General features: G+C 47.8%; 10 protein-coding genes and 1 tRNA gene. 8 read left to right on the top strand and 3 right to left on the bottom strand.

Translation table 11 applies throughout. From position 1 onward, the window contains the following. The first annotated feature begins 80 nt into the window (after positions 1-80). The 8 genes from NW212_RS06765 (at position 81) to NW212_RS06730 (ending at position 13099) form a co-directional block, all read left to right on the top strand. Positions 81-3212, top strand: a complete 3132-nt coding sequence (locus NW212_RS06765) for a TonB-dependent receptor (RefSeq protein WP_258337886.1) — start codon at positions 81-83, stop codon at positions 3210-3212. A gap of 21 nt (positions 3213-3233) precedes the next feature. Next, on the top strand, positions 3234-4832 hold the full coding sequence (locus NW212_RS06760; protein WP_258337885.1) for a RagB/SusD family nutrient uptake outer membrane protein: 1599 nt from the start codon (positions 3234-3236) through the stop codon (positions 4830-4832). 9 nt (positions 4833-4841) lie between these two features. Then, the gene (locus NW212_RS06755; protein WP_258337884.1) at positions 4842-6296 is read left to right on the top strand and encodes a glycoside hydrolase family 30 beta sandwich domain-containing protein; all 1455 of its coding nucleotides are present in this window, start codon (positions 4842-4844) and stop codon (positions 6294-6296) included. 596 nt (positions 6297-6892) lie between these two features. Then, positions 6893-7714: an alpha/beta hydrolase gene (locus NW212_RS06750; RefSeq protein ID WP_258337883.1), complete on the top strand. Its 822-nt coding sequence runs from the start codon at positions 6893-6895 to the stop codon at positions 7712-7714. Positions 7715-7949: 235 nt separating this feature from the next. Beyond that, positions 7950-8561 (top strand): TetR/AcrR family transcriptional regulator, encoded by a 612-nt coding sequence (locus NW212_RS06745; protein ID WP_258337882.1) that lies wholly within the window; start codon positions 7950-7952, stop codon positions 8559-8561. A 156-nt stretch (positions 8562-8717) separates the two neighbouring features. Next, positions 8718-9539 (top strand): class I SAM-dependent methyltransferase, encoded by an 822-nt coding sequence (locus tag NW212_RS06740; protein WP_258337881.1) that lies wholly within the window; start codon positions 8718-8720, stop codon positions 9537-9539. A 6-nt stretch (positions 9540-9545) separates the two neighbouring features. Then, positions 9546-11372: an ABC transporter ATP-binding protein gene (locus tag NW212_RS06735; protein WP_258337880.1), complete on the top strand. Its 1827-nt coding sequence runs from the start codon at positions 9546-9548 to the stop codon at positions 11370-11372. Then, positions 11369-13099, top strand: a complete 1731-nt coding sequence (locus NW212_RS06730) for an ABC transporter ATP-binding protein (protein ID WP_258337879.1) — start codon at positions 11369-11371, stop codon at positions 13097-13099. The genes NW212_RS06735 and NW212_RS06730 overlap by 4 nt, the downstream gene beginning before the upstream one ends. A gap of 285 nt (positions 13100-13384) precedes the next feature. Here NW212_RS06730 and NW212_RS06725 read toward each other — a convergent pair. The 3 genes from NW212_RS06725 to NW212_RS06715 form a co-directional block, all read right to left on the bottom strand. Further along, positions 13385-13469: transfer RNA gene (locus NW212_RS06725), tRNA-Ser, on the bottom strand. 96 nt (positions 13470-13565) lie between these two features. Then, on the bottom strand, positions 13566-14033 hold the full coding sequence (locus NW212_RS06720) for a hypothetical protein (RefSeq protein WP_258337878.1): 468 nt from the start codon (positions 14031-14033) through the stop codon (positions 13566-13568). A gap of 13 nt (positions 14034-14046) precedes the next feature. Beyond that, positions 14047-14421 (bottom strand): hypothetical protein, encoded by a 375-nt coding sequence (locus NW212_RS06715; protein WP_258337877.1) that lies wholly within the window; start codon positions 14419-14421, stop codon positions 14047-14049. Positions 14422-14431: the final 10 nt, after the last annotated feature.

Here is a 14431-nt window from a genome sequence, read left to right as displayed (position 1 = left end):
ACCTTAATTTTAATGATAATTTATAGTTTATGAAAAAGGATTCTAAAAGGAATCGGGCACTTCTGTTAATCGGGTGCTTGATGTTCTTCTTTTCACTCGGGGCATTCGCCCAGCAACTGACAGTGAAAGGAATCGTGAAAGATGTTTCCGGTGAACCGATTATCGGTGCCAGTGTAGTTGTGAAAGGTACGTCTAACGGTGTCATTACGGATTTTGACGGAAATTTTACAATCCCCAAGGTGCCGGAAGGTTCTGTTGTTGACATTTCCTTTATCGGATATGTCACTCAAAGTGTAAAAGCTTCTCCTCAGATGAATATTATATTGAAGGAAGACAGCAAGACGTTGGACGAAGTGGTCGTGATAGGTTACGGCGTACAGAAAAAAAGCGTTGTTACGGCTTCAATCGCCAAAGTCGGAGAAAACGAACTGGCACAGACTGCCCCAACGCGTGTGGATAATGCGTTGAAGGGGTTGGCTGCCGGCGTACAGGTTACTACCCAAAACGGGCAGCCTGGTTCAAGTTCGGTGGTGAGGGTGCGCGGTACAGGAACTATTAACAACTCTGACCCGCTTTATATTGTTGACGGAATGCCTATAGGAGGTGGAATCGACAATATCAATCCGGCAGATATCGCTTCTATAGAAGTGTTGAAAGATGCCGCCTCGGCTGCCGTGTACGGTGCGCGTGCTGCCAACGGCGTTGTGCTGGTGACCACCAAGAAAGGCGCTCTAGGAAAGGTAAAGGTGAACTATGATTTTTCTTTCGGTTGGCAAAGTCCGTGGAAGCAGCGCGAGATGCTGAACGCTACGCAATATGCCACATTGATGAACGAGGCGGCTGTTTATAATGGAAGCGAGCCGAAGTTCTCCGATCCCTCTTCGTTGGGTGTAGGCACAAACTGGCAGGATGCTTTGTTTAATGACGGTGCTCCGGTGCAGAATCATCAGTTAAGCATCAGCGGCGCTTCAGAGAAAATCAATTATTATTTCTCTGCCGGATATTATAACCAGAAAGGCATTGTGGGAGGCAACTACGACCACTCTAACTACGAGCGTCTTTCGTTCCGGAGCAATACCCAATACAAAGTGTTCGACGAGTCGAAGACACGTAATTGGTTGAGAAGCCTGACAGTAGGTGTAAACTTGAGCTATTCGCGTATCAATAGCCGTGGCATCAATGCCGGAAACTTGACAGGGTCGGCTTTGGCAGATGCCTTGTTTATGGATCCTACGATGGACGTTTATGCTGATAGTGAGGATGAGCTGAGAGCCATTGCCGGAAGCAATTACAATCCGGATGAAAATGGGGAGTTTATCCGAGATAAGGTAAGCGGCAAGCTGCTGAACCTGCCAAGTCCGGACTTCAATGAATTGGCAAACCCGCTGGCACGTCTTTCGTTGCCTGTGCAGAAAAACAATTCGGATAAGGTTATAGCCAATCTGACTGCAGAACTGGGCATCTGGGATAATTTGAAATATAAATTCTCATGGGGGTCTGACCTGGCTTTCTGGGGAAACGACAGTTATTCAATCCCTTATTACCTGAACCGTAACGCCAAAAACAACCAGTCGAACGTATCATCCCAGATGAATCGGGGATATACGTGGCAGATTGAAAACGTTTTGACTTACGACAAGACCTTTGGGCAACACTCTTTCTCTGTTGTGTTGGGACAATCGGCACAACGGTATACCAGCCGTCAGTTGGGCGGCACGGCATACGACTTGCTGGCTTATCTGGAAGACAAGGCGAACATTGATTTTACTACCGGACTGGCTTCCGACGGTAAAGAAACAGTTTATGGCGGAGCAGGCGATCCGAACTCGCTGGCATCGTATTTCGGACGTTTGAGCTATAACTTTGCAGAGCGTTATATGTTTCAGTTTACGGTGCGCAGGGATGGGTCTTCGCGTTTTGGCCCTAACAACAAATGGGCTACCTTTCCCTCGGTATCTGTAGGTTGGAATATTACAAACGAACCTTGGTTGCAGAAGCGTCCGGAGTGGTGGACAAGTACAAAGTTTCGTCTGTCTTGGGGTAAGAACGGTAATGAGAATATCGGTAATTTCCGTTATACGGCTAATGTGGCTTTGAATAATAATTATGTATTCGGAGGCTATGGAAAAGGACAGTCACTGGTATTGGGTTCGAAACCAAGCGGTACGCCTAATGCTGACTTGAAATGGGAAGAGTCGGAGCAATATGATGTTGGTCTGGATTTTGGATTCTTCAATAACGCGTTGACTTTTACCGTAGACTATTTTTATAAAAAGACTAACGGCATGCTGAAGGAAATGGCTATCCCGTCTTATCTGGGTGAATCGAAACCTTGGGGTAACGTTGGTTCGATGAAGAACGAAGGTGTGGAATTTGAGTTGGGATACAAGCTGGTGAAGAATGACTGGAGCTTCAGCGTACAAGCCAACTTGAGCTATCTGAAGAATGAATTGATAGACTTGGGTAATGCCGACGGATATGAAACCATGGACAATGTTCATCAGATTGGCAACATTTCGCGTGCCGAGAACGGGCAGCCTTATCCTTTCTTCTGGGGGTACAAAACTGACGGTATCTTCCAGAATCAAGCGGAAATCGATGTTTATACAAAAGACGGCAAGCTGATTCAGCCTAATGCCGTACCGGGAGATGTGCGTTTCGTCGATTTGGATGGAAATGGTTCGATTGATGATAAAGACAAAACGAATATCGGTAAGGGAACTCCTGACTGGACTTTCGGCCTCAACTTCAACTTTGCTTACAAGAATATTGATTTCAGCATGCTGGTATCCGGCCAGTGGGGTAACCAGATAGCTGATGTCACCCGCCGTTTGGACTGCCAATGGGTGAACCTGCCTGCCGAATTTATGGATCGCTGGCACGGTGAAGGCACGTCGAATACGATGCCGCGCTTCTGCTGGAACGGCGATGATGCCAATAAGAACTGGGGTAACTTTTCCGATCTGTATATCAAGAACGGTGCTTTTGCACGCATCAAGAATATCCAGATTGGTTATACATTGCCGAAGAGCCTGACCCACAAATTCTTTGTAGAAAGGCTTCGCTTCTATGTTGCGGCTGAGAACCTGTTGACCTTGACCGGCTACAAGGGTTTTGATCCGGAACTGAATAATGACAAATCGAATGGTATCGACCGTGGCTATTATCCGCAGGCACGTACCTTTACGGTGGGATTGAATCTTAATTTCTAAATGCTTAAATTCAAGGTAAAGATGAAAAATATAAAATTATACGGTTTGGTCGCAGCTTCTTTCTTGTTCGGCTTGACCTCTTGCGGTGAGGATTTCTTGACGGAGGAACCGGCAAGTTCTATCTCTATCGATGAGTATTACAAGACTTATAGCCAGATATTGGAATCGGCAGTGGCTGCATACGACCCGATGCATTGGTACGATTATTTTGCCGGATGGGCACCGTTGAATCTGGTATGGGACTGCATGGGCGACGATATCTATGTAGGAGGTTCTTCTACTTCTGACCAGGCGGAGATACACCTCATCTCGCAATACCGTTCGGATGCGACGATGACGATTGGAGGAGCCTGGACGACAAGCTATTCGGGCATCAATCGCTCCATTCGTCTGATAGATAATGCCAGTAATTCTACGCAGATCACAGAAGACCAGCGCAATGTGTTTGTCGCAGAAGGACGTGTCTTGCGTGCATGGTATTATTTGGTGTTGTGGAAAACGTGGGGCAACATTCCTTATTATGAACAAAACCTGACTGCACCTTACCTGGCCCGCCAGTATAAGGCAAATGAAGTTTATGATGCGGTGGTATCCGACCTGGAAGAGGTGTTGGACAGTAAGGTGCTGCCAATGGATCAGCCAGCCGAATGGAAGGGGCGCATGACGCAGGCTGCTGCTGCCATGATTTACACCGATTACGTTATGTATCAGTCCGATGAAAGCCGTTATGCAAAGGCGTTGGGCTATATGAAGGACATTATCAGCTCGGGCGAATATCGCCTGATTCCGGCAGAGGAGTTATGGGACGTAACGAACGAATGGAACGATGAAATCATTCTTGATGTAAACTACATTGCGGCCGGCGGAGAGCGTACGTGGGGGAGTGCAAACAAACCGGGCGGAACTGTATTGCCGGTGATGATTGGTGTGGACGGTTTCTCCAGCAATGAACCTTCTCCCGAGTTTTCAAGCGGATGGGGCTTCTGTGTCGTGTCTAAGGAAGTATATGATACATACGAGGAAAGCGATACTCGCCGCGATCTGGGCATTTTGAACATGGATAAGTATATCAAGGCTAAGGCTGCCGAAGGGTATACTGTAAGCTACGGAGGGCGTTATCAGAATACAGGCTATTTCTTGCGCAAGTATCTTCCGCGTCCGGGTGGAAACGAAGGTGCTTTGGGCGATGCTGACCTGAACTGGGACTACAACTTGCATCTCTACCGTTATGCGGAAACTTTGCTGAACGCAGCCGAGCTTGCATTGGCTACAGGCGATATGACTTCGGCGCAGGCCTATTATGATGAAGTCCGTAGCCGCGCCCAGGTTTCTCATCGTACGGTATCTTTGGATAACTTGATAGAAGAACGCCGTTTGGAGTTCGTTGGTGAAGGAAAACGTTATTTTGATCTGGTGCGTACGGGAAAGGCGCCGACTGTACTGAAAGCTGGCGGAGGCGTTATACTTCAGGATAAAGCCAATATGGTATGGGGAGGAACCGCCATTCCAGAACGTCCGGACTGGAATGAAAACAAGAAGTATATCCAGATACCTCAATCGGAAATCGAGGCGACCGGATCGAAAGGTGAAGAGTTTGCTATCGTACAAAACCCTCAATAAATGTAGCCTATGAAAGCCTTTATCAAACATTGGATGTATGTCTTGGGCTGTATGATGGGGATGAATAGCTGTATCGGCGGAAGTGAGGGAGCAGGCGTAAGCTTGCTCCTTACCGATGTCACTCGTATGTATGATCTGACGCCAGACAGCATTCGTTTTGGAGGAGAGGAGCTTCCTGATGCTATTTCAATACGGATAGACCCCAGCCGGCGATTTCAGCATATCGATGGGTTTGGAGCCGCCGTTACAGGTTCGACAGCGTATAATCTTTCTTTGATGCCTTCCGAACGGCGCAGGCAGTTCTTGAATGAAACATTCTCTCCCGATAAATACGGGTTCGGGTATGTCCGTGTTTCCATCGGCTGTTCCGATTTCTCGTTGAGCGACTATACGTGTTGCGACACGATGGGCATTGAGCATTTTGCCTTGACTGTCGAAGAAACGAAGTATGTGATACCTGCCTTGAAGGAAATTCTTGCTGTCAATCCGGCGCTTAAGATAATGGCTACGCCTTGGACTGCTCCCAGATGGATGAAAGTTGAAGACCTTAAAAGCAGGCGTCCGCACAATGCATGGACGGGAGGGCATCTGAATCCTGCCCATTATCAGGACTATGCGACTTATTTTGTGAAATGGATTCAGGCGTTTGAACAAGCCGGAATACCGATCTATAGTGTTACGCCTCAAAACGAGCCGCTGAATCCGGGCAATTCGGCTTCAATGCTGATGTATTGGGATGAGGAGCGTGATTTCGTGAAGAAGGCATTGGGTCCGGCGTTGAAGAAAGCCGGGCTGGGGCGGGTGAAAATTTACGCTTTTGACCATAATTATAATTATGACAATAAGGAAGATCAGAAGCAATATCCTTTGCGGATTCACGAAGACGCAGAGGCTGCGGCCTATTTTGCCGGCGCCGCTTACCATAATTATGGTGGATACCGTAGCGAGATGCAGAAGATACATGAGGCTGTTCCCGATAAAGAACTGATTTTTTCGGAAGCATCAATAGGAGAATGGAATGACGGGCGTGATTTGTCGAAATCGTTGTTGAGAGATGTGGAAGATTTGGCTGTCGGCACGGTCAACAATTGGTGTGTAGGAGCTATCGTATGGAATTTGATGTTGGATAACGATCAAGGACCTCACGGCGGGATGGGGGCATGTGCCACCTGCTATGGGGCGGTAGATGTGGACAACAAGGATTATTCTGTCGTTACCCGTAATTCTCATTATTACGCAATGGCGCACATGGGCGCAGTGGTAAAGCCTGGTGCTGTACGTATCGGCGTAACAGTTTCTGCAAACGAAGGTTTCTCGTGTGCGGCTTTTGAGAATACCGATGGAAGCCATGCTTTGGTGGTTGTTAACAATTGTCCGGACAAACAGAACCTTACGGTGAACGATGAGGATAGAAGATTCTGTTACACTGTCCCGGCGAATGCCGTTGCTTCGTTCAAATGGTAAAGCCCTTTCAAGATATCATTCGCTAATGGGCGATTAGTTGGAGCCAAATCAACTTTGCGTTTGCAGTTACAGTAAATCTGACAGGGTATCTGTTGAAAATTGAGTGATGTTCAGGTGTAGACGGATACCCTGTTTCAATATGCACATGCCAATGGCGAGAATCTATATGTCAGTATCTTGAAGGATGATGCTAACAAATGCGGCTGAAATCTTTTGTTCATATAAAGTTTTCAGTAATTTTGGCAGTGGTATGCAATATGTCCTGAAATTACGGGTTTGATTACAGCAATCACCTCTATTGGATGGGGCTGCTTTTAGAAACTGTTTTGAATTTATCGTGCGCTGATTTGGGATGAGTTTTTGAGGCATTTCCGTTTGTGTGATGAGGAAGATAACGGGCTATCTGACGAAGAACAGAAGCGGAAAAGACCAAAAAATAGCCCAAAGCACACACGAAAACGAATACATCAAGCCAAGAAAAACTTTTTGGAGAAATTCAAAACAGTTTCTTAATATGATTTCCCGGCGTGCTATTGTTATGGGCATTGACTGTTGTTTTATCAGTTTCAGTATCGGAATGAGTAAATAGTAAATAAATGAAAAAGGTAATATTGATTATGATGGCAATGCTGGTATGCGGCATCGCCTTTGCTGAAGAGTTAAAGTATGCTGCTATGTATGATATTCCTTATAGAGAAATGGAAAACGCATATGCGTCTGAACGTTGTAAGTTGGATATTTACTATCCGGAAGATACGACGGGGTGTCCGGTTGTTGTATGGTTTCACGGTGGCGGACTGACACAAGGAAGCAAGTCATTTCCTTGGAAACTGAAAGAGAAGCAGATGGTGCTGGTGGCGGTCAACTACCGTTTGTTGCCTGAAGTAGAGATTGGAGAGTGCATTGATGATGCAGCAGCTGCCGTGGCATGGGTATTCCGCGAGATTGGGAAATATGGAGGAGATAAGAAGAAGATTTTCATATCGGGACATTCGGCCGGAGGTTATCTCACAGCTATGATAGGACTGGACAAGAGATGGCTCGCCGAATACGGGACTGACGCTGATAGCATTGCGGGGCTGATACCTTTCAGCGGGCAAATGATCAGTCATTTTGCGTATCGTGAAATGAAAGGTATCGGAAACTTGCAGCCGTTAATTGACGAGTATGCCCCGCTTTTCCATGTCCGTAAAGATGCGCCTCCCTTAATACTGATTACAGGTGACCGCAACATCGAACTTTTCGGACGCTATGAAGAAAATGCCTACATGTGGAGGATGATGAAGCTGACCGGACATGCAGAAACTTGCCTGTACGAGATTGACGGACATGGACATGGCTCAATGGTTGAGCCGGCTTATCACATACTGGAATATCATATAAAGAAAATTTTAGGTATGCCTGTAAGTGACAATTGATTTTATTTACGCTTGCTTGCCCAGTCGGTCTGACCTTTCTTTGCGGATATGGGGAGTTTATAAATCATTTGTCACGAAAATGAGGCAAAAAATGGGGTTGCAGAAGAGAACGTTGTTTATGCTGACTGCCTCCACGAAGTGCCATGCAAGATAATATCCCTAGAAATAGGTATTGCCTGACAATTTCAGGCCCTGTATCTTTGCAAAACCTAAAAACAGATATTGTTTTTTATAAATGCAGGTGCTCAAGGAAGACATACGGGATCGTGTATTGGCTGTCGCCAAACAGCAGTTCGGGCAGAAAGGGTATTCTAAAACCTCTATGCGCGAAATAGCCGGACTGGCAGGGATCGGCGTAGGGAATATCTACAACTATTTCGCGAATAAAGACGAACTCTTCTGTGAAGTAGTCCGTCCGGTCTTGTATGCTTTGGAGGCCATGTTGCAGGAACATCACGGCATACGGGGTGAGGATGTCATGATGATGCGGTCGGAAAAATATCTGAAATCCTGCATCGACGAATATGTTTCACTTATGGAGAAGCATCGTCCGCTAATGGAAATTCTGCTGTTTCGTGCGCAAGGCTCTTCACTGGAACATTTCCGCGAAAACTATACCGACCGTTCTACTGAACTGGTCAAGGCATGGTTTACGTCCATGCAGCGGAAGCACCCCGAAATCAATACGGATGTATCTGATTTTATCATCCATTTGCATACGGTATGGATGTTCACCCTATTTGAGGAATTGTTGATGCATTCAGTGCCCCGACCGGAAATGGAAGCCATCTTGCACGACTATATTCTTTTTGAAATTCAAGGATGGAGGGCAATCATCAGGATATGAGAAACAGACAAAGGACATACAGGCAAACAGTCGCCGCAGGACGGCTGGCAAGGAGGAGATCTTCACGGGGGTTTCCTCCTTTTTTTATGAACATTTCTGAATATCGTTCACTATTACGCGCCTTCTCACGTTCACCATTAAATAACAATATATACAATGAAACAGAAGCATGAATTTAAGAACGTTGTGGCAGAAACACTGCTCATCCCTCTTTATATGAGGGCGAAAGAAAGCCGTCGTGAGCATCCCATTCTGGACGACAAGGTTGCGGAACGGCTGGCGGACAGTCTGGAATACGATTACTCCCAATTCGACGGAGCAAAGCTGAGCGAAGTGGGCTGTGTGGTGCGGGGCTGGTACTTTGACTGTGCCGTGAAACGCTTCATTGACACACATCCCCATCCGGTAGTCGTGAATGTGGGATGCGGGCTGGACACCCGTTTCCAGCGTATCGGCAACCGGAAAGCGGTTTTTTATGACATGGACTTGCCGGAAGTCATTGCGCTGCGCCGCAAACTGATACCCGAAGAGCCGGGTAATGTCTGTATCGAGGCTTCCTTGCTGGAAACCGATTGGATGGACGATTTGCGTAGGAAACATCCCGATGCGGATTTTGTATTTATAGTGGAAGGCGTACTGATGTATTTTTACGAGAAGCAGGTAAAAGCCTTTCTGCATCACGTGGCAGACCGTTTCGGGGGAGGTGAACTGTGGTTCGATGTGTGCGGCACGATGATGAGCCGGCACGGTGTGAAGCCCGATTCACTCCGAAAGCACGAGGCGCAAATCCGGTCCGGGCTGAGTGACGGACATCTGGTAGAACGATGGGAGCCGAAGTTGCAACTCATCGAGCAAGCCAATTACATGAAGTTCTTCCGTCCGCGCTGGGGATTCTTCTTCGGGCAGATATTGGGGCGTATGCCCTGGCTGTGCTATAAATTCAGCTCGCTTCTCGGATATAAAGTCTTGTCAAAATAGCGTAATATGATGAAGAAGTCAAAAAAGAAAGAAGGCTTGTCCCGTCTGTTCGAGATAGCGGGACAGAAGAAAGGGCTGCTTGTATTGGCAGGCTTGTTGTCTGCCGGCAGTGCGGTATGCATGCTTGTGCCCTATTGGGCGGTTTATGAAGTTTTGAAAGAATTGCTGACGCATGGAGGGAATCCTGCAGCTTCGGACGGAGCGGGCATGATTCGCTGGGGATGGATCGCATTTGGAGGGCTTGTCGGCGGATTGGTATTGTTATATGCCGCTCTGATGTCCTCGCATGTGGCCGCATTCCGCATTTTGTACGGGCTGCGTGTCCGTCTGTCCGAACACATCGGCAGACTTCCGTTAGGGTATCTGAACAGCACTTCCACCGGAGCCATCAAGAAAACGATGGACCAGAACATCGAAAAGATAGAAGGTTTCATCGCCCATACCATTCCGGATTTGGTGAATGTGGTGGTTACGGTTGTGGTAATGCTTGTCATCTTTTCCTCTTTGGATGTGTGGCTGACGGTTATATGTCTGGCTGTCGTGGCGATTAGCTTATTTCTTCAGTTCTCCAATTTTATGGGGAAAAGGGCGAGAGCGTTCATGGCCATTTATTATGATGCACAGGAAAAGATGAGCGCATCTGCCGTGCAGTATGTGCGGGGAATGCCTGTAGTTAAGATTTTCGGTCAGAGCGTCCGTTCGTTCCGTCAGTTCAATGCTGAAATTCAGGCATACAAGACATTCGCCTTGAAGTGCTGTGACACCTATCAGAACGGCATGATAGCGTTTACCGTCCTGCTCAATTCGATGGTGACATTTATACTCCCGATGGGCATCCTGCTGTTGCAAGCCAATCCGCAATCGCTCTCATTGGCGGTGGTATGGCTGTTTTTCATCATCATGGGTCCGGGTATGGCTTCTCCCGTCTATAAACTAACATTCTTGGGAGGCAACACGCGCGACATCGATGAGGGTGTAAAACGCATCGACCGCATCTTGGGAAAAAAGCCTGTACCGGAAGCGGAGCACCCGCAGGTGCCTACATCCTACGATGTGGAGTTCCGCCATGTATCATTCTCCTACGAAAACACGGAACAGGGCACGCGGACGGAAGCCTTGCGCGATGTCAGCTTCACGGCACCGCAAGGAGAGATAACGGCGCTTGTGGGCCCGTCGGGAAGCGGCAAGTCTACGATAGCCAATCTGATTCCCCGCTTTTGGGATGTGGAACAGGGAGAGATACGCATAGGCGGCGTGGACATCCGCCAGATAGCCACGGAGAAGCTGATGGACATGGTGTCTTTCGTTTTCCAGGACACGTTCCTGTTTTATGACACGCTCTATGAGAACATTGCCGTCGGCTCTCCTGATGCAACCAAAGAAGAGGTGGTAGCCGCCGCTAAAGCCGCCCAATGCCACGGTTTCATAGAACGTTTGCCGCAGGGCTACGAAACACGGATAGGTGACAAAGGCGTGTTCCTGTCGGGTGGCGAAGCCCAACGGATATGTGTGGCGCGGGCCATACTGAAAAATGCACCGATACTGGTACTGGACGAAGCTACTGCCTTTGCTGATCCGGAAAACGAGTATAAGATGCAGATCGCTTTGCAGTCACTGATAAAGGGAAAGACGGTTATCGTGATAGCGCACCGCCTCTCTTCCGTTGTTTCCGCAAGTCAGATTGTCGTCATGAAAGAAGGAAGGATTGTGCAATGCGGAAGGCATGAAGTCTTGTCTGTGGCAGACGGCACATATAAGAAGATGTGGGATGCTTATACGAGTGCTTGCCACTGGACGTTGAATAAAAAAATAAAAGAAAAAAACAGGATATGAATGCAATCAAGAACATTACAATAGGACATGTCGAACGGCTTTACAAGCCTGTGGGCTGTACCATGCTTGCCAACTTGGTCAACATCGTGCCTTTTTGCCTCTCCATCGAGGCGATACGCATCATTTTCAATGCTTTTGACGGAAGCGGACAACCGCTCGACACGACCCGTATATGGTGGATATTCGGCATTATGGTTGTTTATATGCTGGTGATGGCTTTGGCGGAACGGGCATCTTATCGCGCCAATTTCAGGGGAGCATACGAAATGAGTGCTTCGGGACGCCTGTCGCTGGCAGAACATCTGCGGAAACTGTCGTTGGGATTTTTGTCAAGGCGCGATCCCGGTGATTTGTCTTCCATGCTTATTACGGATTTCATGATGGCGGAAACCGGTATTTCGCACCACTTGCCCCAATTGATGGGTGCGGTGGTCATGCCCGTACTGGCTTTTGCCTCATTAGTCTGGACAGACTGGAGGATGGCGGTCAGCATGTTTGCCTCGCTTCCGCTTGCCATGCTTGTTCTGTGGGCAAGTACTGGCGTGCAGAGGAAGTTGAGCGGCAGGCAGATACAGGCGAAAATAAATGCAGGGAACAGACTGGAAGAATACCTGCAGGGCATCCGGGTGATGAAAGCCTACAATCTGTTGGGTGACCGTTTTGTCCGGTTGCGCGATGCGTTTGCCCAGCTTCGCCGCGCCTGCATCCGTCAGGAGGCTCTGTTGGGGCCGTTCGTCTTGTTGAGCATTACCCTGGTACGTGCCGGGCTGACAATCATGGTCTTGTGCGGTACCTACCTTCTGCTGGGAGGAGAGCTTTCGCTGCTTGTATTCGTACTGTTCCTTGTGGTCGGCTCCCGTGTGTTCGATCCGCTGACTTCCGCTCTGACCAATTTTACTGAGTTCCGGTATTTTTCCATTGCCGGAGGGCGCATCCTTTCATTGATGAATGAGCCGGAGATGAAAGGAGAACGGAAATCCCCGGCGGCGGGCGACATTCGGTTTGAACACGTATCGTTTGCCTATCAGGACAAGGAAGTGTTGCACGATATGACCGTTACTTTTCCGAAAAATTCATTAACGGCTCTTGTAGGTCCTTCGGGAAGCGGGAAAAGCACGGTGATGAAGCTTTGCGCCCGTTTTTATGATCCGCAGAAAGGGCGCATCTGCTTCAACGGCGTTCCGATGGATGAAATAGCACCCGAAAGTCTGATGAGTCATATCTCCATGGTGTTTCAAGATGTCTATCTGTTTCAAGGCACGATACGCAACAACATCCGTTTCGGCAAGACAGACGCGACGGACGAGGAAATCATTTCCGCCGCCAAGAAAGCCTGTTGCCACGATTTTATCATGCGTTTGCCGCAAGGGTATGACACGATGGTGGGCGAAGGGGGCTGTACTTTGTCCGGAGGCGAAAAACAGCGCATATCCATTGCGCGTGCCATGCTGAAAGATGCGCAAATTATTCTGCTGGACGAAGCTACAGCCTCGCTTGACCCTGAAAATGAAGTGGAGGTGCAGAAAGCCATTGACATGCTTGTCAAGGGACGTACCGTCATTGTTATTGCCCATAGGCTCAAGACCATCAAGGATGCCGACCGTATAATCGTCTTGAATAACGGAGAGATACAGGAAGAAGGAACACACGATGAACTCATCCGGAGTCAAGGGCTTTATTCTCATTTATGGGAAATACAGGAACGTATTTCTGGCTGGAAGCTATGAAACTATTGAAAAGGATAAAACCGGGCTGACTTCATTTGCGAGGTCAGCCCGGTTGTATGCCTCCTTAGAGCCATGTAGCTTTAGATTCACTTCTTCGTCCTCTATCAATCTTCCAAACAGATCAACCTTCTGCAACATCGCCAACCTCATTGAGTGTGGGCGATGTTTGATTTCATTGCAAGTGTTCTACATAGTTTCTTAAATAAGAAAAAACACCCAGTTTTACATTCTTGAGTGCAAAACTGGGTGTTTGTTTTATAATCCCTTGATTTTCAATGTTTATTGCGGAGAGACAGGGATTCGAACCCCGGGTACCTCGCGGTACAACGGTTTTCAAGACCGCCGCAATCGACCACTCTGCCACCTCTCCAAAACTCTTTTCAGGAGTGCTTCCTTTCAAAAGCGATGCAAAGGTAAGCATCTTTTTTGAATATGCAAAATGTTTTGGCAAAAAAATGATCGTTTTTTATCTCTTTTCCTTGTTTCCAGGCCTTCCTTCTTCACCGTGGTGTGCGCTTTTGAGCAGTTCGCGGTGGAAGCGCATCTCAGCTTTCTGGATGTCATAGATCTTTTTTGCGGAAAGAAACTTTTTATATTTCCTCACGTATTCCAGATCCAGCTTGTCGTTGGTGATGCGCGCCTGGATCATGTCTTCCACAATCCGGGCATATTCCGCTTCCGTTGTATTGGGGTCTTTGCCCTGCCGCATATTCTGCCATGCCTCCCGATTGAGTTTTCCTTTCTTGTCCTGAAGCTCAAAGTAGAGCGGAAAGAATTTCTGGGCCTCCTCTTGAGTCAGTCCGGCACGGCGGGTAATGAATTCCTGTTGGCGGCTGCGGAATTCCTCCTTGCTCATTGGCGGCTGCTGCGCCCGCAGGTCTGGAAGAAAAAACACCGGAAACAGAATCAGAAATATAGAAAGTACTTTTTTCATTGATGTAGTTTGTTTATTTATAGATTTCAGAATCAGCATCCGTAAGATACTGGTAAAGCGTATAGTCATCCATCATGGTCTGGTTCACTATCGGGTCGATCACTTCGTCTGGAAGTTCCGAAAGATTTATGCTGGGCACATCAGCCGCCTGCGCGTTTTTTTCTCCTACGAACGTCCGCACCATCAGCATGATTCCGCAGAACATGGCTGCCATATACACCCATGGCCTTATGCGCATCCACAAGGTGATGTCTGGAGCTTCAACGGGAGCCTTTTCCGGAAGTTTGTCCATCAACTGCTCGGCAAAGTTCTCGAAGTATCCTTCGGGTACCTTGAACGGATTTTCCTTGCCGCACCGGTTAAGTAAGTTGGTTTCTTCCTTTTTCATGTTACATCTC

Origin of the sequence: Bacteroides sp. ET225 (assembly GCF_024733745.1) — a bacterium.
In the GTDB taxonomy this organism is placed as follows: Bacteria; Bacteroidota; Bacteroidia; order Bacteroidales; family Bacteroidaceae; genus Phocaeicola; species Phocaeicola excrementipullorum.
The sequence above is the reverse complement of the archived record's forward strand: the minus strand, read 5'-3'. Positions and strand labels throughout refer to the sequence as shown.